General features: G+C 66.0%; 23 protein-coding genes. 14 read left to right on the top strand and 9 right to left on the bottom strand.

The features are described 5' to 3' along the window. The first annotated feature begins 24 nt into the window (after positions 1-24). The 7 genes from BLR51_RS00720 to BLR51_RS00690 all read left to right on the top strand — a co-directional run bounded on the left by BLR51_RS00720 (position 25) and on the right by BLR51_RS00690 (position 6,407). Positions 25-1,095: an ABC transporter ATP-binding protein gene (locus BLR51_RS00720; protein WP_089842191.1), complete on the top strand. Its 1,071-nt coding sequence runs from the start codon at positions 25-27 to the stop codon at positions 1,093-1,095. After that, entirely contained in the window at positions 1,095-2,018 is a 924-nt protein-coding gene (locus BLR51_RS00715; RefSeq protein WP_089842189.1) for an ABC transporter permease, read from the top strand. Before BLR51_RS00720 ends, BLR51_RS00715 begins: the two co-directional genes overlap by 1 nt. Then, complete coding sequence (locus BLR51_RS00710) at positions 2,015-2,812, top strand: ABC transporter permease (protein WP_089842187.1); 798 nt, start codon at positions 2,015-2,017, stop codon at positions 2,810-2,812. Before BLR51_RS00715 ends, BLR51_RS00710 begins: the two co-directional genes overlap by 4 nt. A 24-nt stretch (positions 2,813-2,836) precedes the next feature. Further along, complete coding sequence (locus BLR51_RS00705) at positions 2,837-3,862, top strand: extracellular solute-binding protein (RefSeq protein ID WP_089842185.1); 1,026 nt, start codon at positions 2,837-2,839, stop codon at positions 3,860-3,862. A 2-nt stretch (positions 3,863-3,864) separates the two neighbouring features. Next, a complete protein-coding gene (locus BLR51_RS00700) occupies positions 3,865-4,626 on the top strand; it encodes a carbon-nitrogen hydrolase family protein (RefSeq protein ID WP_089842183.1) in 762 nt (253 codons plus the stop codon). A gap of 3 nt (positions 4,627-4,629) precedes the next feature. Beyond that, complete coding sequence (locus BLR51_RS00695) at positions 4,630-5,994, top strand: aminotransferase class III-fold pyridoxal phosphate-dependent enzyme (RefSeq protein ID WP_089842181.1); 1,365 nt, start codon at positions 4,630-4,632, stop codon at positions 5,992-5,994. Between the two features lie 89 nt (positions 5,995-6,083). Then, a complete protein-coding gene (locus BLR51_RS00690) occupies positions 6,084-6,407 on the top strand; it encodes a phasin family protein (RefSeq protein ID WP_089842178.1) in 324 nt (107 codons plus the stop codon). Positions 6,408-6,413: 6 nt separating this feature from the next. Here BLR51_RS00690 and BLR51_RS00685 read toward each other — a convergent pair whose 3' ends face one another. Beyond that, a complete protein-coding gene (locus tag BLR51_RS00685) occupies positions 6,414-7,241 on the bottom strand; it encodes a DUF6473 family protein (RefSeq protein WP_089842175.1) in 828 nt (275 codons plus the stop codon). Positions 7,242-7,396: 155 nt separating this feature from the next. On the opposite strand from BLR51_RS00685, the gene BLR51_RS00680 reads away from it, so the two are divergent. After that, positions 7,397-8,272, top strand: a complete 876-nt coding sequence (locus BLR51_RS00680; RefSeq protein ID WP_089842173.1) for a 3-hydroxybutyryl-CoA dehydrogenase — start codon at positions 7,397-7,399, stop codon at positions 8,270-8,272. Between the two features lie 94 nt (positions 8,273-8,366). Here BLR51_RS00680 and BLR51_RS00675 read toward each other — a convergent pair whose 3' ends face one another. Genes BLR51_RS00675 through BLR51_RS00645 form a run of 7 tightly spaced genes read right to left on the bottom strand, consistent with a single transcriptional unit; the run spans position 8,367 to position 13,782 of the window. Next, on the bottom strand, positions 8,367-9,242 hold the full coding sequence (locus tag BLR51_RS00675; RefSeq protein ID WP_089842170.1) for a lysophospholipid acyltransferase family protein: 876 nt from the start codon (positions 9,240-9,242) through the stop codon (positions 8,367-8,369). A gap of 37 nt (positions 9,243-9,279) precedes the next feature. Next, positions 9,280-9,561 carry an HPr family phosphocarrier protein gene (locus BLR51_RS00670; protein ID WP_089842168.1) on the bottom strand — a complete coding sequence of 94 codons (282 nt, stop codon included), beginning with the start codon at positions 9,559-9,561 and terminating at the stop codon, positions 9,280-9,282. Between the two features lie 33 nt (positions 9,562-9,594). Next, the gene (locus BLR51_RS00665) at positions 9,595-9,993 is read right to left on the bottom strand and encodes a PTS sugar transporter subunit IIA (RefSeq protein WP_089842167.1); all 399 of its coding nucleotides are present in this window, start codon (positions 9,991-9,993) and stop codon (positions 9,595-9,597) included. Next, entirely contained in the window at positions 9,990-10,913 is a 924-nt protein-coding gene (gene rapZ, locus BLR51_RS00660; RefSeq protein WP_089842163.1) for an RNase adapter RapZ, read from the bottom strand. The genes BLR51_RS00665 and rapZ overlap by 4 nt, the downstream gene beginning before the upstream one ends. Then, positions 10,910-11,347, bottom strand: a complete 438-nt coding sequence (locus BLR51_RS00655) for an HPr kinase/phosphorylase (protein ID WP_089842158.1) — start codon at positions 11,345-11,347, stop codon at positions 10,910-10,912. Before BLR51_RS00655 ends, rapZ begins: the two co-directional genes overlap by 4 nt. Positions 11,348-11,350: 3 nt before the next feature. Beyond that, on the bottom strand, positions 11,351-13,078 hold the full coding sequence (locus tag BLR51_RS00650; RefSeq protein ID WP_089842154.1) for a sensor histidine kinase: 1,728 nt from the start codon (positions 13,076-13,078) through the stop codon (positions 11,351-11,353). A 2-nt stretch (positions 13,079-13,080) separates the two neighbouring features. Beyond that, on the bottom strand, positions 13,081-13,782 hold the full coding sequence (locus BLR51_RS00645) for a response regulator transcription factor (RefSeq protein WP_089842151.1): 702 nt from the start codon (positions 13,780-13,782) through the stop codon (positions 13,081-13,083). Positions 13,783-14,149: 367 nt separating this feature from the next. Here BLR51_RS00645 and BLR51_RS00640 point away from each other — a divergent pair, with 367 nt between their 5' ends. The 6 genes from BLR51_RS00640 (at position 14,150) to BLR51_RS00615 (ending at position 19,418) form a co-directional block, all read left to right on the top strand. Next, complete coding sequence (locus BLR51_RS00640) at positions 14,150-15,748, top strand: phosphoenolpyruvate carboxykinase (RefSeq protein ID WP_089842149.1); 1,599 nt, start codon at positions 14,150-14,152, stop codon at positions 15,746-15,748. 120 nt (positions 15,749-15,868) lie between these two features. Next, a complete protein-coding gene (locus BLR51_RS00635) occupies positions 15,869-16,390 on the top strand; it encodes a DUF3859 domain-containing protein (protein WP_165616707.1) in 522 nt (173 codons plus the stop codon). A 250-nt stretch (positions 16,391-16,640) separates the two neighbouring features. Next, positions 16,641-17,141: a type III secretion system chaperone family protein gene (locus BLR51_RS00630; protein ID WP_089842144.1), complete on the top strand. Its 501-nt coding sequence runs from the start codon at positions 16,641-16,643 to the stop codon at positions 17,139-17,141. A 183-nt stretch (positions 17,142-17,324) separates the two neighbouring features. Beyond that, positions 17,325-18,137, top strand: coding sequence for a pyrroline-5-carboxylate reductase (proC, locus tag BLR51_RS00625; protein WP_089842142.1), 813 nt, complete (start codon positions 17,325-17,327; stop codon positions 18,135-18,137). Continuing rightward, positions 18,130-18,468: a tRNA-binding protein gene (locus BLR51_RS00620; RefSeq protein WP_089842140.1), complete on the top strand. Its 339-nt coding sequence runs from the start codon at positions 18,130-18,132 to the stop codon at positions 18,466-18,468. The genes proC and BLR51_RS00620 overlap by 8 nt, the downstream gene beginning before the upstream one ends. Next, positions 18,465-19,418, top strand: coding sequence for a 2-hydroxyacid dehydrogenase (locus BLR51_RS00615; RefSeq protein WP_089842138.1), 954 nt, complete (start codon positions 18,465-18,467; stop codon positions 19,416-19,418). Before BLR51_RS00620 ends, BLR51_RS00615 begins: the two co-directional genes overlap by 4 nt. A 19-nt stretch (positions 19,419-19,437) precedes the next feature. Here BLR51_RS00615 and BLR51_RS00610 read toward each other — a convergent pair whose 3' ends face one another. Continuing rightward, the gene (locus BLR51_RS00610) at positions 19,438-20,034 is read right to left on the bottom strand and encodes a thymidine kinase (RefSeq protein ID WP_089842136.1); all 597 of its coding nucleotides are present in this window, start codon (positions 20,032-20,034) and stop codon (positions 19,438-19,440) included. Between the last annotated feature and the right edge of the window lie 210 nt (positions 20,035-20,244).

Raw genomic sequence — 20,244 nt, 5'->3', positions numbered from 1 at the left:
GGGGGTATGGTTCAAGGGGATTCGATGCTGGACGTGGCACAGGCGGTGGAAATCGACAGCGTGGTGAAGCGGTATGGCACCGTGACCGCGCTGCATGGCGTCTCGATGGCGATTGCAGAGGGAGAGTTCTTTACCCTGCTCGGGCCCTCGGGCTGTGGCAAGACCACGCTGCTGCGCTGCATCGCTGGCTTCGAGCAGGTGTCGGGCGGCGCGATCCGCCTGCATGGCGAGGACATCGCGCCGCTGCCGCCGCACAAGCGGATGGTGAACACCGTCTTTCAGAATTACGCGCTGTTTCCGCATATGACCGTGCTCGACAACGTGACCTTCGGCCTGCTGCGCCGGGGCTGGGGCACGCGGGATGCCGAGGCGCGGGGCCGCGAGGTGCTGCGGCTGGTGCAGCTGTCAGAATTTGCGCAGCGCCGACCGGGGCAGCTGTCGGGCGGGCAGCAGCAGCGCGTGGCGCTGGCCCGGGCGCTGGCCCCCCGGCCCAAGGTGCTGCTGCTGGACGAGCCGCTGTCGGCGCTGGATCTGAAGCTGCGGCAGGCGGTGCGCAGCGAGCTGAAATCCATCCAGCGCGAGACCGGCATCGCCTTTGTCTTTGTCACCCACGATCAGGAAGAGGCGCTGACCATGTCCGACCGCATCGCGGTGATGTCGGCGGGCCATGTGCAGCAGGTGGGCCCCCCGCGCGAGATCTACGAGGCGCCGCAGACCCGCTTCGTCGCCGATTTCATCGGCGAGACCAACCTGATCGACGTGACCGTGACGCAGGTCAGCGGTGCCGTGGCGCGGCTGCAGCTGCCGGGCGGTGCTGCGATGGACTGTCCCGCCGCGCCGGGCGCGCGACCCGGGCCGGGGCATCTGTCGGTGCGGCCAGAGCGGCTGTCGCTCTGCGCTGCGGGGCAGGGCGATCTGGCGGCGGTAATGCAGGATCACGTCTATCTGGGCACCGACACGCAGCTGCTGATGCGGCTGGCGGACGGGGCGCGGCTGGTGGTGCGGCAGCAGGCGGGCAGCGGGACCGTCCCGGACCCAGGCGCAGCCCTTGGCCTGCGGATCGAGGCGGGCGCCGCGCGCCTGCTGGCGGACTGATGGCGGGCGCCGCGCCACAGGGCGCCTCCGCCGGGTCGGACATCTATCGCGGCAACGGGCCGCGCCTGCTGCTGCCGGTCTGGCTGTGGGTCGGCATCTTCCTTGTCGCGCCGGTGCTGATCATGGCGGTCTATTCCGTGCTGACCAAGGAATTCCGGGGCGGGGTCATCTGGGACTTCACGCTGGCCGCCTATGACCAGTTCTTTCTGGACCGGGGCCTGTTCGGGGACGAGCCGCCCCGCATCGAATGGACCTATATCGGCATCTTCTGGCGGTCGATCTGGCAGGCGGGGCTGGCGACGGTGCTGTGCCTGCTGATCGGCTTTCCCACCGCGTGGTTCATCGCCACCCGGCCCGCGCGGGTGCGGTCGGTCTGGCTGTTCCTCATCACCATTCCTTACTGGGTCAACCTGCTGATCCGCACCGTGTCGATGAAATTCCTGATCCGCGACACCGGGCCGCTGAATGAATTCCTGCTCTGGGCCGGGATCATCGACACGCCGCTGGCGCTGGTGAACACCAATTTCGCCGTGCAGCTGGGGCTGTTCTACAGCTACCTGCCCTTCATGGTGCTGCCGATCTATGCGGCGGTGGAACGCTATGACTTCTCGCTCTCCGAAGCGGCGGCGGATCTTTATGCCGACAGCTGGACCACGCTGCGGCTGATCATCCTGCCGGTGGTCAAGCCGGGCATCGTGGCGGGCTGCATTCTGGTCTTCGTGCCCTCATTGGGGGCGTTCCTTGCGCCCGAACTGCTGGGTGGCGCCAAGACCTTCATGATCGGGTCGCTGATCGAGGAGCAGTTCAAGGGCGCTGCGGGCAACTGGCCGTTCGGGGCCGCCGCCTCGATGATCCTGCTCAGCATCGTGATGGCCGTGCTGCTGCTGCATGCCCGGGCCCAGACCAAGGGAGACCGGACATGACCGACCTGCGCCATTTCACCGGCTTCCGCCCGCTGACCGTGCTGTGCCTGTTCATCCTTTATGCGCCGCTGGTCATCGTCGCGGTCTACAGCTTCAACGAAAGCACCTCGATCACGCGCTGGGGCGGGTTTTCGCTGAAATGGTACGTGGACGTGTTCACCGGGCCAGAGGCGCCGAAATTCCGCGATGCCGCCATCAACAGCTTCACCATCGCCATCGGTGCCGCCACCTGCGCCACGCTGATCGCCACCGCCGCCGCCGTGGCGATGACCCGGGCGGGGCGGTTCCGGGGCAAGCTGGCCAGCCTTGCGCTGATCAACCTGCCGCTGATGGTGCCGGAGATCGTGACCGCCGTCGCCTCGCTGGTGTTCTTCATCACCATCGGGCTGACCACCGGGCTGCTGACCATCTTCCTTGCGCATGTGGTGTTCTGCATCCCCTTCGCCTACCTGCCGATTTCGGCGCGGATGCAGTCGGTGCCCGATGTCTATGAACAGGCGGCGATGGATCTTTACGCCACCCCGTGGGAGGCGTTCCGGCTGATCCTGCTGCCGCTGATGGCGCCGGGCATCCTGTCGGGCTTCCTGCTCGCCTTTATCATCTCGCTTGACGATTTCCTCATCACCAACTTCGTCAAGGGGGCGGGGGTCGAGACCCTGCCGACCGCCATCTTCGGATCGGTGAAACAGGGCATCAAGCCCAACATCATGGCCATTTCGACGCTGCTCCTGGGCGTTTCGGTGGTCTGCGTCACGCTGTCCTGGCTGATCGGACGGGCGGGACAGAAACGATAAAACCCCAACAGCGGAGACCAAGACATGAAGACCCTTCTCACCACCTCGCTGCTGGCGCTGACGCTGGCAGGCGCCGCTCAGGCCGAAGGCAAGCTGTCGATCTATCACTGGTTCGAATACATCCCGCAGGAGCTGCTGGACAAGTTCGCCGCCGAATACGACGTCGAGGTGACCATGGACACCTTCGACAGCAACGAGGCGCTGCTGGCCGCGCTGAAAGCCGGGCGACTGGGCAGCTATGACGTGGCGGTGCCCGGCGATTACATGGTCGACATCCTGAAACAGGAAGGCATGCTCGACAGCTTCACCCCCGAAGAGCTGCCCAACCACGGCAATATCGAAGACCGCTGGCTGGACGTGGCCTTTGATCCGGGCCGCACCTCCTCGATCCCCTATCAGTGGGGCAGCACCTCCTTTGCGGTCAACCGCGAGGTCTATGACGGCACCGCCGACAGCCTTGGCCTGATCTTCGCGCCGCCGCCGGAACTGGCGGGCAAGATCAACGTGCTGGACACCAGCGGCGAGACGCTGACGCTGGCCTCGCTGTATCTGGGCATCCCGCAATGCAGCGCCGACCGCGCGCAGCTCAAGGCGCTCAACGATCTGGTGATGGGCGCCAAGGCGGAGTGGGCGAGCTTCGGCTCCGATGTGGCCAAGGATGTTCTGGTGTCGGGCGACGCGGCGGCGGGCATGATCTGGTCGGGCTTTTCCGCCAAGGCGCGGGCCGAAGGCGCGCCCATCGAATACGTCTTCCCCAAGGAGGGCATGATCGTCTGGATGGACAATGTGGTGTTGCTGAAGGATGCGCCCAACCGCGACAACGCGCTGAAGTTCATGAACTTCCTGCTGGAGCCGGAAAACGCCGCCGCCGTCACCAATTACGCCCAGTATTCGGCGGGGGTGAAGGGCGTGTCGGAGTTTCTGGCGCCCGAGGTGGCCAATTCCCCGGAAAGCAACCCGCCCTCGGACGTGACCGGCGTGTTCGTGCAGCCCTGCCCGCAGGAGGTGCAGGTCATGTATGACGCGATCTGGACCAACCTGAAGAAGTGACCATGCGGCTGGCGCTTTATCAGGGGCCGCCGGGCACGGGCGATCCCGAGGCGGGGCTGACCCGGCTCGGGGCGCTGCTGGAGGCTTCGGCACGGGCGGGGGCGTTGATGCTGGTCTGTCCCGAACTGTTCCTGCCGGGCTACAACCGGCCGGATCTGCACGGGGCGCTGGCGCAGCCGCGCGGCGGGGACTGGACGCAGCGCCTGTCCGCCATGGCGCGGGCTGCGGGCTGCGGGCTGGTGCTGGGCTGGGCGGAACGGGACGGGGCGGCGGTCTACAACGCCGCCACCGCATGGGACGCACAAGGGCAGGAACTGGGCCATTACCGCAAGATCCAGCTGTTCGGCCCGATGGAAAAGGGCAGCTTCCGCCCCGGCGCCAGCTACTGCCTGTTCGATCTGGCCGGGGTCCGTGCCGCCCTGCTGATCTGCTATGACGTGGAATTTGCGCCCCATGTCGCGGCGCTTGCCGCGCAGGGGGCGCGGCTGATCCTCGTGCCGACCGCCAATCCCGAAGGTTTTGGCCATGTGTCCACCGCGCTGGTGCCCGCCCGCGCGGCAGAGGCGGGGGTGACCATCGCCTATGCCAATTACTGCGGCGCCGAAGCCGGGCTCGCCTATGGCGGGCTGTCGCTGATCGTGGGGCCGGACGCGCGCCCGCTGGTCAGTGCGGGCCGGGGCGAGGCGCTGCTGATCGCGGATCTGGACGTGCCTCTGGCGCCCGAGCTCCGCTCAACCCAACAACAGGACTATCTGGAGATCTGACCCATGTCGCTTGATCTGGACATCACCACCGACGGCGTGCTGACCGCCGACACCCATCTTGTGCAAAGCTGGGCCGATCTGGATTTCCTCAAACAGTCCGGGCAGCGCACCGTGATCGTGGGGGCCGAAGGCGCCTATGTCCGCGACAGCGAAGGCAACCAGCTGATCGACGGCATCGGCGGGCTGTGGTGTGTCAATGTCGGCCACCGGCGGCGCGAGATCATCGACGCCATCACCGCCCAGCTCGAGACGCTGGATTTCTATTCGACCTTCTACAACTTCACCCATCCCGCCGCCGCGGCGCTGGCCACCAAGCTGGCGGACCTGGCGCCCGGCACGCTCAACAAGGTGCATTTCGGCAATTCCGGCTCGGTCGCGAATGAAACCGCGATCCGCATCCTGCATCACTATTACAACCGGCTGGGCCAGCCGCGCAAACGCCGCATCCTGTGCCGCCACGGCGCCTATCACGGCTCCACCCATCTGACCGTCGCCATGACCACGCCCGGCTATTCCCAAGGCTGGAGCCGCGAGGACAGCCTTGTGCATCACCTGCGCTGCCCGCATCACTGGCGCGAAGGGCAGGGCATGACCGAGGCGGAGTTCCTCGAGGTGCTGAAACAGGATCTGCGCGACACCATCCAGCATTACGGCGCCGAAACCATCGCCTGTTTCTTCGCCGAGCCGATCATGGGCGCGGGGGGCGTGATCGTGCCGCCCGAGGGCTATCATCAGGCGATGTTCGAGATCTGCCGCGACCATGACATCAAATATGTGACCGACGAGGTGGTGACCTCTTTCGGGCGGCTGGGGCACATGTTCGCGTCAGAAGACGTGTTCGGCATCGTGCCCGACATCATCACCACCGCCAAGGGCCTGACCTCGGGCTATCAGCCGCTGTCGGCCACGATCCTGTCCGACGAGATCCACGAGGTGATCTCCGGCCCCGGCGGCATGTTCTTCCACGGCATGACCTATTCCGGCCACCCCGCCGCCGCCGCCGCCGGTCTGGCCAATATCGCGCTGATGGAGGCCGAGCAGATCCCGCAGCGGGTGCGCACCACCGGCAAGCGCTTCGAAGGCCTGCTGCGGCAGCTGGACCGGCATGACATCGTGGGCGAGGTGCGGGGCAGCCATTTCATGATGGGCCTCGAATTCGTGAAGGACAAGGCCACCGCCGCGCCCTTCGCCCCCGAAGACCGAATCGGCCTGCGCCTTGCGCGCGAGGCGCAGAAGCGCGGGCTGATCGCGCGGCCCTTGGGCAATATCCTGATCCTGTCGCCGACGCTGGTCATGGATGAGGCGCTGATCGACCGGACTGCCGCAATTCTGGACGACAGCATCGCGGCGGTGCAGGCGAGCCTGTGACCGCGCGGCGCCGGGTGACGGGAATCGCCGCGCGCGGGGGCGAGCCGTGTTAGGCTCCTCTCAGGCTTTTCGCTTGGGAGGATCAGACCATGACCACGCATCTGCGCGACATTCCCCTGACCGGCGCCCCGCCCCCGCCGCAGGAGGTCCGGCTGAGCTGGAGCTTCGGCCCCTATGCCGCCACAGCACTTGTGGAGGGCTGGCTGGAGATCGCCGAGGAGGTGCAGGACTTCTACGCCTCCCGGCTGCGGCAGGACATGGCCCTGCAGCACCGGCTGCTGCATTGCACCGATCCCGGCACGCTGTTTGCGGTGCAGGCGGAGTTCGTCCAGACCGCTGTTGCAGGCTATCGCGGCCATTTTGACCGGCTGACAGCCCTTGGCCAGCGGATGATGTCCCCCGCCGCCGCCTGAGCGCGGTCATGGCCGGAGCGCGGCCAGCACCGGCCCCAGCGCCTCGGCCACTTCGGCATGGGCCAGCGGCCCCAGCGATTCCGCCGCCGCCCCGGCTTCGAGCGGGGCGAACACCTTGCCTTCGGTGTCGCGCTGCCGCGCCGCCTCCGACAGTTCGACCTCCAGCAGCGCCGCCGTCCGGGGGCGCAGCGCCTCCAGCATGGCGCGGTCGACAAACAGCGGATCCCGCGCCAGCCCCTCCTGCGGGGTCTCGGGCGGCAGGTGCTCCGCCACCCAGAGCAGCACCACCCGCCCGCGCAGCAGCGCCAGCAGATGCTTCATCCGCGCGACCCAGGCCAGCCGCAGCTCTGCGGTGATCTGCGCGAACCGCTCCGGCGACAGGTCGTGCAGCCGCCCCAGCATGTGCCGGTTGAAGTGGAACTCGGTGAAATCCACCTCCGGATACAGCGCCAGCAGCCGGTCGGAGCCGCGCAGGAACCGGTCGTTGCGGCGCGGATGCACGCTGTAGAACCGGTTGGACATGTTCTGCGCGCCAAGGATCTGCAGCACCACGGTTTCGGCCCGCTCCGCCGCCTCCAGCACGGCGGGATCGCTGAGATACAGGTCCAGCCCCGCATTGGGGATGCCGAAATTCACGCAAGGAAGGCCCAGCTGCGGCTCCACCCGCGCGGGAAAGGGCAGGTCCACGAACCGCCCATAGGTTTCCGATCCCCCCAGAAAGGCGAGATAGGGCAAATCAAGCGGCCGACGCGGGCCGCGAAACAGGACGCGCGAGCGCCCGTAACGACAGGGACAGTAATTCAGGCCCCCCGGAGCCCCACCGGCGAAACTCATGTCTCCACCCATTTTAGTCCACACCCGCCGCCAGAGTCGGTCATGAAGCTTGCCATTTCGCTAATCCTAAAATGCCACAAAAATTGCCCGCTGCCGCCTTGCGGCCCGCCCGCCCGCGCGCCTATTGTTGCGGCGGAAAAACGGGGATCCGCGCCATGGAAATCAACAGCATCGGGATCATCGGGGCAGGGCAGATGGGCAATGGCATCGCCCATGTCATGGCACTGGCCGGCTACGAGGTGCGGCTTTCGGATGTCAGTCAGGACACGCTCGACAAGGCGGTGGCCCTGATCGAGCGCAATCTTGACCGTCAGGTGAGTCGCGGCAAGATCTCCGCCGAAGACCGCGATGCCGCCTGCGCGCGCATCCGACCCACGCTGGACGTGGTAGAGGTGGCGCAGACCGATCTGGTGATCGAGGCGGCGACCGAACAGGAAGCCATCAAGCAGAAGATCTTCGACGGGCTGCTGCCGCATCTCAAGCCCAACACCATCCTGACCTCCAACACCTCCTCGATCTCGATCACCCGGCTGGCCTCGCGCACTGACCGTCCGGAAAAGTTCATGGGCTTCCACTTCATGAATCCGGTGCCGGTCATGCAGCTGGTGGAGCTGATCCGCGGCATCGCCACCGACGAGGAGACCTATCGCGCCTGCCTCGCCGTGGTGGACCGTCTGGGCAAGACCGCCGCCTCCGCCGAGGATTTCCCGGCCTTCATCGTCAACCGCGTGCTGATGCCGATGATCAACGAAGCGGTCTATACGCTCTACGAAGGCGTGGGCAATGTCCGCTCCATCGACATGGCGATGAAGCTGGGCGCCAACCACCCGATGGGCCCGCTGGAGCTTGCGGATTTTATCGGGCTAGATACCTGTCTTGCGATCATGAACGTGCTGCATGACGGGCTCGCCGACACCAAATACCGTCCCTGCCCGCTGCTCACCAAATATGTCGAGGCGGGCTGGCTGGGCCGCAAGACCCAGCGCGGCTTCTACGACTATCGCGGCGAAGAGCCCGTGCCCACCCGCTGAGCCGCCTGCGGCTTCCAGCGGCCACAAATATCCCGGGGGAGTCCGCGTCAGCGGACGGGGGCAGAGCCCCCCTGCGCCCTGACCTGTGGCAGCCTCAGCTGCCCTTCAGCGCCAGCGTCGTCTCGCGCAGCCATGCCACGAATTCGCGCTGCTTGCCGGACCAGCTGCGCACCATGTCGGGGGTGATCGGCTCGCCCACCACCGGCGACTGGGGCCGTCCGCAGGCATGCATCACCTCGTGGATCAGCAGCCCCTGCCGCAGCGTCGGAGAGATGCGGTTGGCCAGCTGATAGGCGCGGGAATTCTGCCCCGGGAAATAGACCGGCACCACCGTCGCGCCCGAGCGCTGGATCATCTTTGCGGTGAACGGGTTCCAGCCCGCCTCCACCGCCGGGCCAAAGGCGGTTTCGGAAGCCGCCACCACGCCCGAGGGGAAAAGCGCGATCAGCCCGCCGGTCTTGAGATGCTCCATGGCGAGGGCGCGCATCGCCAGACCCTTTTCCCGCGCGTTCTCTTCATGCGGGAAGGGCACGGGGATCATGAACTGGGTGATCTCCTTGACCCCGGTCAGCAGCGACCGCGTCAGGATCTTGTAGTCGGTGCGCACCCGGCCAATGATCTCGGCAAGGATCATGCCGTCCACCAGCCCGTGCGGATGGTTGGCGACCACGATCACCGGTCCCTTGCGGGGAATGCGCGCGATCTGCTCCAGCGGCGTATGCAGGTCGATCCGCATATGCGCCAGCGCCTGCGGCCAGAAGGCCTGACCGTCGGGCACGCCCGCGCGCTCGAACCGGCGCACCAGCTGGATCAACGGGATTTTCCCCGTCGCCCATTCAAGCGCACGGATGGTGTTGGCCTTCCACGGATTCGTGAAGGTGTTGGCATAGCTCAGCTTGCGCTTGTCATAGGGGGCGTGGTCGGGAGGGGTTGCTCCCTGTCCGGCCGAAGCCCGATAGCTGTCCACCATGCGCCACTCTGATCCTACAGGCTCCCCGCAGGGAGTCTCAGTTGTCCTCGCCGAAACGATTCGCCACCAGAGCTTCAAGCGCCTCAGCCAGCGCCTCGGCATCCGGGCCCGAGGTTTCGACCTCAATAGAGGTTCCTTTCGAGGCTGCCAACATCAAAAGCCCCATGATGCTGTCGCCAGAGGCGCTCATCCCGTCGCGCGTGACCTCGGCGCGGGCGTCGAAGCCTTCGACCACCTCCACCAGCTTGGCGGAGGCGCGGGCATGCAGCCCCTTCTCGTTGACGATCTTCAGCCTGCGGGTGGCGGTGCTGTTGCTCATGTCGGGCACTTTCGGATTCCGGGTCTTTCGGCCCTACGGGGCATCAGGCTTGACGTTCTGACTGTCAATATACTTTCGCCCCGCCTCCAGCGCCCCCCGGACCGCATCCGGAACGGTCAGCTGGCGGCTTTTTGCCAGCTTGATCAGCATGGGAAGGTTCATGCCGTAAAGGATGCGGCGGTTCTCGGGCTGGCAGGCCATGAGGCTCAGATTGGAGGGGGACCCACCGAACAGGTCGGTGACCAGAACCACCCCGTCGCCGGTATCGACACGGTCGGCGGCGTCGCAGATTTCCGCCTGCTTGATCGCGCGATCGTGATCGGCTTCGATGGAAATGGCCAGCACGCCCGCCTGTGCGCCCACGACATGTTCCACCGCCGCAAGATATTCCCGCGCCAGACCCCCATGGGCCACGATCACTATGCCGATCACGCCTGCGACCTCTCGTCCAGTCCCTCGCGCCCGCCAGTTCCGGTCAGGCTGCGCCGCTCCAGCTCCCTGTGTCTAGTTGACACCTGCCAGCCATGCTCTGCAAGGGCACGGGACATCGTTTCTGTGACAGTCACCGAACGGTGTTTGCCGCCGGTGCAGCCAAATCCGAAGGACAGATGCGCCTTGCCCTCGGTCTTGCAGGCGGGCAGGGCGAACAGCGCCAGATCCACAAGCCGTGTCACGAAGGGATCGAACAGCGGATCCGCCTCGACATGTGCGCGCACCCTTGCATCCAGCCCGGTCAGCGGGCGCAGATCCGGCTGCCAGTGCGGATTGTCCAGAAACCGGCAGTCGAACACCCAGTCGAGCCCCTGCGGCAGGCCGCGCTTGTAGGAAAAGGACTGCAGCGACACCGCCATGCGCAGATCCAGCCGCTGGGCGAACCAGTGCTGCAGCTGGTCGCGCAGTTCGTGCGGGGAAAGCTCGGAGGTGTCGATCAGGATGTCGGCCACCGCGCGCGCCTCGTCCAGCAGGGCCAGTTCCCGCGCGATTCCTTCGGTAAAGGCCGCATCCGGCGCCAGAGGGTGCCGCCTGCGGGTTTCGGAATAGCGCCGTGCCAGCACCGAAGGCGAGGCATCCAGATACAGAAGCTGCGGGGCAAGCCCGGGCCGGGTGCCAAGGTCGCGATGCAGATCCAGCAGGCCCTGCACGCTGAAATCCCGGTTGCGCACATCCACCCCCAGCGCCATGGGCCGGGTCAGGGCCGCGCCGTCCAGCAGGCGCGGGATCAGCCGCAGCGGGATGTTGTCGATCGCCTCGAAACCCAGATCCTCCAGCACGTTGATGGCCGTGGACCGGCCAGCCCCGGAGGGCCCCGTCACGAGGACAACGCGTTGATGGCCTGGCGGCTGCTCGGTCATGTTTCCGGATCCCTTCGACCACCCTTCACATATTGAAGAATGGCTGCGGGAAAATAGGGATGCGCGGCTTTGTGAAGCAAGGGGATATTTCGCCCGTGCAGCATGGTTTCACGGCGCTGCGGCAAGCGCGCCGCTTCGGTCTGATCCAGATCCACGACCAGCGCCAGTGCTGTGCGCGGCGCGGGCGTGGCGTGCAGGAGGCCGATGCCGCGCGCCTCGATCAGGCCGGAGATTGCGGCGGGGGCCGAAAGCCAGAGCCGGGGGCCCTCGGCGGTGATCACCACCCGGTCATCGGCCACCAGCTGCGCGCCGCGCGACATCAGCTCCAGCGCCAGTGCCGATTTGCCCGACCCGGCAGCCCCGCGGATCAGCAGGCCGTGCCCCTCCACCGCCACGGCGGTGGCGTGCAGGATCAGGGGCTTCGGCACCTCCATGGCTCAGACCGGCAGGCCCACGACAAAGCGCGCGCCCAGCGGTTCCGAGGTCACGTCGGCTTCGGTCGGGCGGATGTTCTCGGCCCAGATCACGCCGCCATGCGCCTCGACGATCTGCTTGGAGATGGCAAGGCCAAGGCCGGAATTGTTGCCGAAGTCATTTTCGGGCCGGTGCGAGTAGAAGCGTTTGAAGATCTTCTGCAGCGCCTCTTCGGGGATGCCGGGGCCGGTATCCTCGACCACCACCAGCACGCGGTTGTCGCGGCGCCGCGCCCAGACCCGGATCGCGTCGCCATCTTCGCAGAAGCTGACGGCATTGGTGATGAGATTGACGAAAACCTGCGCCAGCCGCGGCTCCAGCCCGCTGATCAGAATGGGTTTTTCGGGCAGGTCGGTGATGAATTCGATGCCCTTCTTGCGCGCGTCCTCTCCCAGAAACTGGGTCAGGTTGCCGATCATCTCCAGCAGGTTGAATTCCTGCTCCTCTTCCTTGACCAGTTCGCTGTCCAGCCGCGAGGCATTGGAAATGTCGCTGACCAGCCGGTCCAGACGCCGCACGTCATGTTCGATCACGCTCAGCAGCTTTTCGCGATGCTCTTCCTTGCGGACGATGCGCAGGCTGCCGATGGCGGAACGCAGCGAGGCAAGCGGGTTCTTGATCTCGTGCGCGACATCGGCGGCGAACTGTTCGTTGCTGTCGATCCGGTCATAAAGGGCGGCCACCATGCCGCGCAGCGCGCCGGACAGCCGCCCGATCTCGTCGGGGCGGGCGGTCAGGTCGGGGATGCGGATGCGGCGCGAGGTGTTCTTGCTGCGGTTGCGGTCGCGCCCGATTTCGGCGGCATCCGCCAGATCGGAAATCGGATTGGCGATGGTCGAGGCCAGAACAAGGCTCAGCCCGATGGAGACCAGCGTGGCGATCACGAACATCTGCAGCACCCGCTCGCGCTCGGCGCTGACGGCGGCGTCGATCTCGGAGGCGGGGGCGACCATGGCCACGGTGCCCAGCACCACATCCCCCTGACGGATCGGCGAAAAGGCGGTGAATTCGATGCCGCCCTCCGGCCCGCTGCCAGAGCGCACGCGGGTCTGGGTCGGGTCGTCCGCCTCCATCATGCGGCGCAGCCGGTCTTCGGTCCCCAGCGCGGGGCTGTCCTCGAAATAGGAAAAGAACCCCGCGACCATGCGCCATGTCCGGTCAAGGAAATCCGAAATCAGCGTGGACCGGTCATCGGGCTGCAGCGCGCTCAGCATCGGGTCGGGCAGGGTGCCGCTGGTCTCTCCCACCAGAAAGCTGCCGGTGTCAAAGACCAGAAGCTCCACCCCCTGATAGAGGTCGATGCCCGCCAGAGTCGCGGACATGTCGATCCCGTCGGAGGATCCAAGGCTGACCGGCGCCCCCGCGGGCAGCTGCGCCTCGAACACGTCGGCGACCAGTTCGACCTGCGCGGTCATCGCGCTGGCCCGCTGCAGCGCCAGCGTATCGCGCGAGGAATTGAGCCAGAGGATCCCCGCCACCAGCACGTTCAACGCGATCAGGTTGAAGGTGATGATCTTGCGGGTCAGCGGCGAGCGGTTGAGCGAAAATAGGGTGCGCCGCGCGCGGCTGTCGCGCAGCTCTTTTTCTACCGTGCTGTCCGGGGCGATCCAGTCATCGCCCAGAACGACATCGGCGTCCTGCTGGTCGCCCGTGCGGTCGCCGCGCATCGAGATCCTCCCGGCGAAGGTCATCGCTATTCTTCGTTGTAACGATAGCCGATGCCGTAGAGCGTTTCGATGGCGGAGAATTCCGCATCCACGGTCCGCATCTTCTTGCGCAGGCGCTTGATGTGGCTGTCGATGGTCCGGTCGTCCACATAGACCTGATCGTCATAGGCCACGTCCATCAGCTGGTCGCGGGATTTCACGAAGCCGGGCCGCTGCGCCAGCGCCTGCAGCAGCAGGAATTCGGTCACGGTCAGCGACACGTCCTGACCTTTCCACGACACGGAATGGCGCAGCGGATCCATGGTCAGCGAGCCGCGGAGCATCAGCTTGGTGTCTTCGGTGTCGCCCACCACGTCACCCGCCACCGCTTCCTGTCGGCGCAGCAGGGCGCGGATGCGTTCGACAAGCAGCCTCTGGCTGAACGGTTTTTTGACATAATCGTCGGCGCCCATGCGCAGGCCCAGAACCTCGTCGATCTCGTCGTCCTTGGAGGTCAGGAAGATGACCGGCATCCGGGATTTCTGCCGCACGCGCTGCAGCAGATCCATGCCGTCCATGCGCGGCATCTTGATGTCAAACACCGCCATATCCGGCATTTTCTTGTTAAAGGCGTCCAGAGCCGCCTGTCCGTCATTATAAGTCTCAACCTCGAAGCCCTCGGCCTCGAGCGTCATGGAGACGGATGTCAGGATGTTCCTGTCATCGTCCACGAGCGCGATTCTGGACATGGCAATGGTTCCTCATACTGCTCTGGAGCTGACTTTTTTGTCATCACTATGCGGGGTTTCGCCTTTTTCAACAATCCGAATCTGCGAATCAGGTCTATCTCCGGGCTGGATTGCAGCGGAAATGTGGTAAGGAATGACTAAAATGCCTCAGTCGGCTGGCGCCAGCGGGCGCTGCTTGCGCTCCCATTCCCGGTGCTAACGCTAAAGGTGATTTGGTTGCGCTAACCTCTCCTCAGCCTTCTGTTCTTGGCGGCAAGCCCCGTGTTAAAGCATCCGGTACCGGCGGCGCGCGTCTCCGGGGGACGGAGACGGTTCCGTCCGGATAAAGACCGCCGCCCCCTCTCGCGCGGCTACAGGAGCTTGGCAGATGACATTTGGACGGGTGAACCCGCAATTCCGCCTTGAAGATCAAGGGATCGAAGGGCTGGGCAATGTCTATTACAATCTTATGGAGCCGGCGCTGATCGAGGCCGCGCTGAAACGCGGGGAAGGCACGCTGGGCAAGGGTGGCGCCTTCTACGTCACCACGGGCAAGTTCACCGGCCGGTCGCCGCAGGACAAGCATGTGGTGCGCACGCCCTCTGTCGAAGACAAGATCTGGTGGGACAACAACCGCGCCATGACCCCCGAAGGGTTCGACGCGCTGCATGCCGACATGGTCGAGCACATGAAGGGCCGCGACTATTTCGTGCAGGATCTGGTGGGGGGCGCCGATCCCGCCCATTCCATCAAGGTGCGGATGGTGACCGAACTGGCATGGCACGGCCTGTTCATCCGCCACCTGCTGCGCCGCCCCGAGCGTGAGCAGCTGGACGAATTCCTTGCGGATTTCACCATCATCAACTGCCCCAGCTTCAAGGCCGATCCCGCCAAGCACGGCTGCCGCAGCGATACGGTCATCGCGCTGAACTTCGACCGCAAGATGATCCTGATCGCCAACACCGAATATGCGGGCGAGAACAAGAAGTCGGTCTTCACCCTGCTGAACTACCTGCTGCCGCTCAAGGGCATCATGGCGATGCACTGCTCGGCCAACCATGCGCCGAACAACCCGGTGGATACGGCGGTGTTCTTCGGCCTGTCCGGCACCGGCAAGACCACGCTTTCCGCCGATCCCGAGCGGGTGCTGATCGGCGATGACGAACATGGCTGGTCGGATCGCGGCACCTTCAACTTCGAAGGCGGCTGCTATGCCAAGACCATCAACCTGTCGCCCGAGGCCGAGCCGGAAATTTTCGCCACCACCTCGAAATTCGGCACCGTGATCGAGAACATGGTCTTTGATCCCGAGACCTTCGAGCTTGATTTCGAGGATGACAGCCTGACCGCCAACATGCGCTGCGCCTATCCGCTGGAGTATATCTCCAACGCTTCGGCCACCGCGCTGGGGGGGCATCCCAAGAACATCATCATGCTGACCTGCGACGCCTTCGGGGTGCTGCCGCCGATCGCGCGGCTGACCCCGGCGCAGGCGATGTATCACTTCCTGTCCGGCTTCACCTCCAAGGTGGCAGGGACCGAGCGCGGCATCACCGAACCGCAGCCGACCTTCTCCACCTGCTTCGGCGCGCCCTTCATGCCGCTGCGTCCCGAGGTTTATGGCAACCTGCTGCGCGACAAGATCGCCAAGCACGGCGCGACCTGCTGGCTGGTGAACACCGGCTGGACCGGCGGCGCCTATGGCACCGGCCACCGCATGCCGATCAAGGCCACCCGCGCCCTGCTGCATGCCGCGCTGAACGGGTCGCTGGCGAAGGTGGAATTCCGCAAGGATCCGAATTTCGGCTTCGAGGTGCCGGTGCAGGTGGAGGGCGTGCCCGAACTGCTGCTGGATCCGCGCCGCACATGGTCCGACAAGGAAGCCTTTGACGCGCAGGCGCAGAAGCTGGTGAAGATGTTCTCTGACAACTTCGCGCAATACGTCCCCTATATCGACGAGGACGTGAAGGCCGCCGCCATCGGCTGAGCCGGAGATCCTGACAGTCTGCAGCCTCTCCCGCCACGCGGGGGAGGCTGTTTCATGTGAAGCATCCTGCGGTTGCCGCAAGACCCGCGCGGCCCCATATAGGCTGCGATGGAGACCCGCTTGCGCCTTGCCCCGATCCTGACCGCGCTCTGCCTTGCCCTGCCCGCTTCGGCACAGGAGGTCGGGCTGCGGCTGCTGGATCATGGCGTGATCTGTCAGGTCGTCTCCGAAGGCACGATCGCCGCCCCCCAGACCGAACAGGGCCGTCTCAACCTGATCGCGCAGGATCGGGACATCGACCTGACCACCACGCTTGTCCCTGCCGAGCTTGGGATAAGTTTTGGCATCCGTTTCATCTCCGAAGGCGGCAGCGCGCCGCAGCCCGTGACTGTGGTGCTGACCCATCCGCCGATGGGGCCGCGCGGCGTGACGCGGCAGAGCTGGGTCACCGTGCTGCATCCTGATGATCCGGGACTGGCGCTGTTCACCTTTGAATTTCCTTACGAAATGGTGACCGGGCGCTGGACCCTCGCGCTGGAGGGCGAAGGGGTGCGGCTGGCGGAACAGGGCTTTGACGTGGTGCCCGCCGAGGCCGCCGCCACCGTGCTTGCCGCCTGTCCCGGCCCGGTGCCCATGTCCTGATCCGGCTTTCTGTGGACAGGTCCGGGAAAGACCCCCACCTGTCCACAGGGAATCACTGGGCACAGGTTGAACGATCCCCGGTCTGATCCACAACTTATTGTAGGCGTCAAGAATATTTCGCTTTACAGCGGGGCCATGGCACAGGCACGATATGTGGTAAGAGGAACGGGGTATGCCCCACCCTCTGGAGCAGGCACCTAGTTTTTGGGGCGCTGTCGGGCCCAAAAACTACAACCATAAGAGGTGGCGCATGGCACTCTCCGAAGTGTTCCTGAGCGACGACATTCATCCCATCGACATCGTGGAGACGCTGGCCGAACATCACGACTGGGATTTTGACCGGATCGCCGAGGATCAGATCGCCATGGCCGTCGTGGGCCAGTGGCGCAGCTATTCCGTCACGCTGGCCTGGTCGCCGCGCGACGAGACGCTGCGGCTGATCTGCACCTTCGAGATGGAGCCGCCGGAGGCGGCGCTGTCGGAGCTTTACGAAGGGCTCAACGCGGTGAACGACCAGTGCTGGGCCGGGGCCTTTACCTACTGGGCCGAGCCGAAGCTGATGGTCTACCGGTACGGGCTGGTCCTGACGGGGGGGCAGACCGCCGCCCCCGAGCAGATCGACATGATGATCACCAGTGCCGTCACCGCCTCGGAGCGGTATTATCCCTGTTTCCAGCTGATCGCATGGGCGGGGAAATCGGCGCAGGAGGCGCTGCAGATCGCCATCGCCGAAGCCTACGGCCGCGCCTGAGGGGAGGGTTGCCGGGGGCTCTGCCCCCAGCCGCCTGCGGCGGCTTCCCCCGGAGTTTAACAGGCAAGATGAAGGGCGTGCCGCCGCGAGGAGGCGCGCCCGTTCTGTCTGTGGCGGCATTGCACCGCAGTCGGGGGCCGCGTATCACGGCACCAGAGCGGGACCGGACGGGAGAGCGGGACGATGGATCAGGAGATTGCGCGGCGCGGGCTGGTGCTGCTGGGCTGCGGCAAGATGGGGTCGGCGATGCTGGAGGGCTGGCTGGCGCGCGGCCTGCCCGCAGGATCGGTCTGGGTGCGGGATCCGCATCCTTCGGACTGGCTGCAGGCGCAGGGCGTGCATCTGAACGAGGCGCTGCCTGCGGATCCCGCCATCGTGCTGGTGGCGGTGAAGCCGCAGATGATGGCGGGGGCGCTGCCGGATCTGGCGGCGCTGGGCAATGGTGCCACGCTGTTCCTGTCGGTGGCTGCCGGGGTGACCATCGCGCAATATGAGGCGATGCTGGGCGGGGCGACCCCGGTGATCCGTGCCATGCCGAACACGCCTGCCGCAGTGGGGCAGGGGATCACCGCGATCATCGGCAATGCCAATGCCACCGCCGCGCATCTGGAACAGGCCGAGGCGCTGCTGTCTGCCGTGGGGCAGGTGGTGCGGCTGGAGGCGGAGGCGCAGATGGATGCGGTGACCGGGCTGAGCGGCTCTGGTCCGGCCTATGTGTTCCACCTGATCGAATGTCTGGCGGCGGCGGGCGAGGCCGAGGGGCTGGCGCCCGATCTGGCCCTGCAGCTGGCCCGGGCCACGGTGGCGGGCGCGGGCGCGCTGGCCATGGCATCGGGCACCGATCCGGCGGAACTGCGGCGCAACGTGACCTCGCCCAATGGCACCACGCAGGCCGGGCTGGAGGTGCTGATGGATGCAGAACGCGGCCTGCCGCCGCTGGTGCGCGCCACGGTGGCCGCCGCCACCCGCCGGTCGGAGGAGCTTGCCCGTGGCTGAGATCAGCTATGACGATTTTCTGGCCGTCGACATCCGCGCGGGCCGGGTGATCCGGGCGGAGCCTTTTCCCGAGGCGCGCAAGCCCGCCATCAAGCTGTGGATCGATTTTGGCCCGGAGATCGGCGAGAAGAAAAGCTCGGCCCAGATCACCGTGCATTACACCCCCGAAGCGCTGGTCGGCACGCAGGTGCTGGCGGTGGTGAATTTCCCGCCGCGCCAGATCGGGCCGTTCCGGTCCGAGGTGCTGGTGCTGGGGGTGATGGACGAGGGGGGCGCCGTGGTGCTGGTGCGCCCGGACATGGATGTGCCTTTGGGAGGACGCCTGCATTGACCAAGATTCTGATCGCCCGCAACCTGCCTGACAGCGTGGTGGCCGAGGCCCGCGCGCTGTTCGACGTGACCTACCGGGACCGTCCCGAGCCGCTGAGCCGCGACGAGATGCGAAACTCGCTGGCCTCGTATGACGGCGTGCTGATGACGCTGGGCGATCCTTATGATGCGTCGGTCTTTGCCGAGGCGGGGGCGCCGCGCGCCCGGATCCTTGCCAATTTTGGCGTGGGCTACAACCATGTCGACGTGGCGGCGGCCAAGGCGGCGGGGCTGGTGGTGACCAATACCCCCGGTGCCGTCACCGATGCCACCGCCGACATCGCGCTGACGCTGATGCTGATGTCCTGCCGCCGTGCGGGCGAGGGCGAACGGCTGCTGCGGTCGGGCGCGTGGCAGGGCTGGCATCCGGTGCAGATGCTGGGGCTGCACCTGTCGGGCAAGACCGTGGGCATCCTTGGCATGGGGCGCATCGGGCAGGCCATCGCGCGGCGCTGCCATTACGGCTTTGGCATGAAGGTCGCCTATGTCAGCCGCTCCGAAAAGGCGCTGGAGTTTCCCGCCACCCGCATGGACAGCGCCGAGGCGCTGGCGGCGGCGGTGGACGTGCTGGTGACCGCGCTGCCCGGCGGGGCCGAGACCCGGCACACGGTGAATGCCGGGGTGCTGGCGGCGATGAAACCCAGCGGGCATTTCATCAACATCGCGCGTGGCGATGTGGTGGACGAGGCGGCGCTGATCGCCGCCCTGCAGGACCGCCGCATCGCGGGGGCGGGGCTGGATGTCTACGAGCAGGAGCCGCGCGTGCCCGAGGCGCTGCGCGCGCTCGACAATGCGGTGCTGCTGCCGCATCTGGGCACCGCCGCGCTGGAAGTGCGCGAGGAGATGGGGCGGATGGCCGTGGCCAATCTGCGGGCGTTTTTTGCCGGAGAGGACGTGCCGAACCCGGTCTGATCCCGGTCCGGAGGCGCGGTCAGGCGCTGGCGGGGGAAACGGGATCGCCTGTGGCGTCCCGCCAGTGCTTCCGGCAGAGCGAAACGTAGGTTTCATTGCCGCCGATCTGAACCTGATCGCCTTCGGTGGCGGCACGTCCCGCCGCATCCTGCCGGATCACCATGGTGGCCTTGCGCCCGCAATGGCAGATGGTGCGCACCTCGCGCAGCGTGTCGGCCAGCGCCAGCAGCGCCGCCGAGCCGGGAAAGAGCTTGCCGCGAAAATCCACCCGCAGCCCGTAGGCCATCACCGGCAGGTGCAGGTCATCCACCACCCGCGCCAGCTGCCAGACCTGCGCTTCGGTCAGGAATTGCGCCTCGTCGACAAAGATGCAGGCCAGCGGCTGTGCCGCCGCCTGCGCGATGCAGGTGAAAAGGTCATCTTCGGGGCCGAATGTCTCCGCCGCCTGTCCCAGCCCGATGCGCGAGCCGATGCGGCCCGGCCCCGCCCGCGTGTCCAGCCGCGCGGTCAGCAGGAACACGTCCATGCCCCGCTCGCGGTAGTTGTGCGCGGCCTGTAGCAGCAGCGTGGATTTTCCCGCATTCATGGTAGAATAGTGAAAATGCAGCTTGGCCATGGCGCCCCTCTGCCAAAGCTTCGCGGGCAGCGCAAGGGCGCGATAGGGTAGGCAAGCTGTGCGTTTGGAGTAGCTTCCTATATCTTTTGACATTTGCCAGTGACCTTAAAAGGCGTCAAACTCTGGCAAGCGCCTGATCCAAGAGGCCCGTCGCCCGATCCGACGGGTGCGTCCGCGGATGCACCTGACCGCGACACCGGCCCGCCCGGC

Source organism: Salipiger marinus, assembly GCF_900100085.1.
Lineage (GTDB): Bacteria > Pseudomonadota > Alphaproteobacteria > Rhodobacterales > Rhodobacteraceae > Salipiger > Salipiger marinus.
Note: the sequence above shows the minus strand (reverse complement) of the source record. Positions and strands in the feature narration are given on the sequence as shown.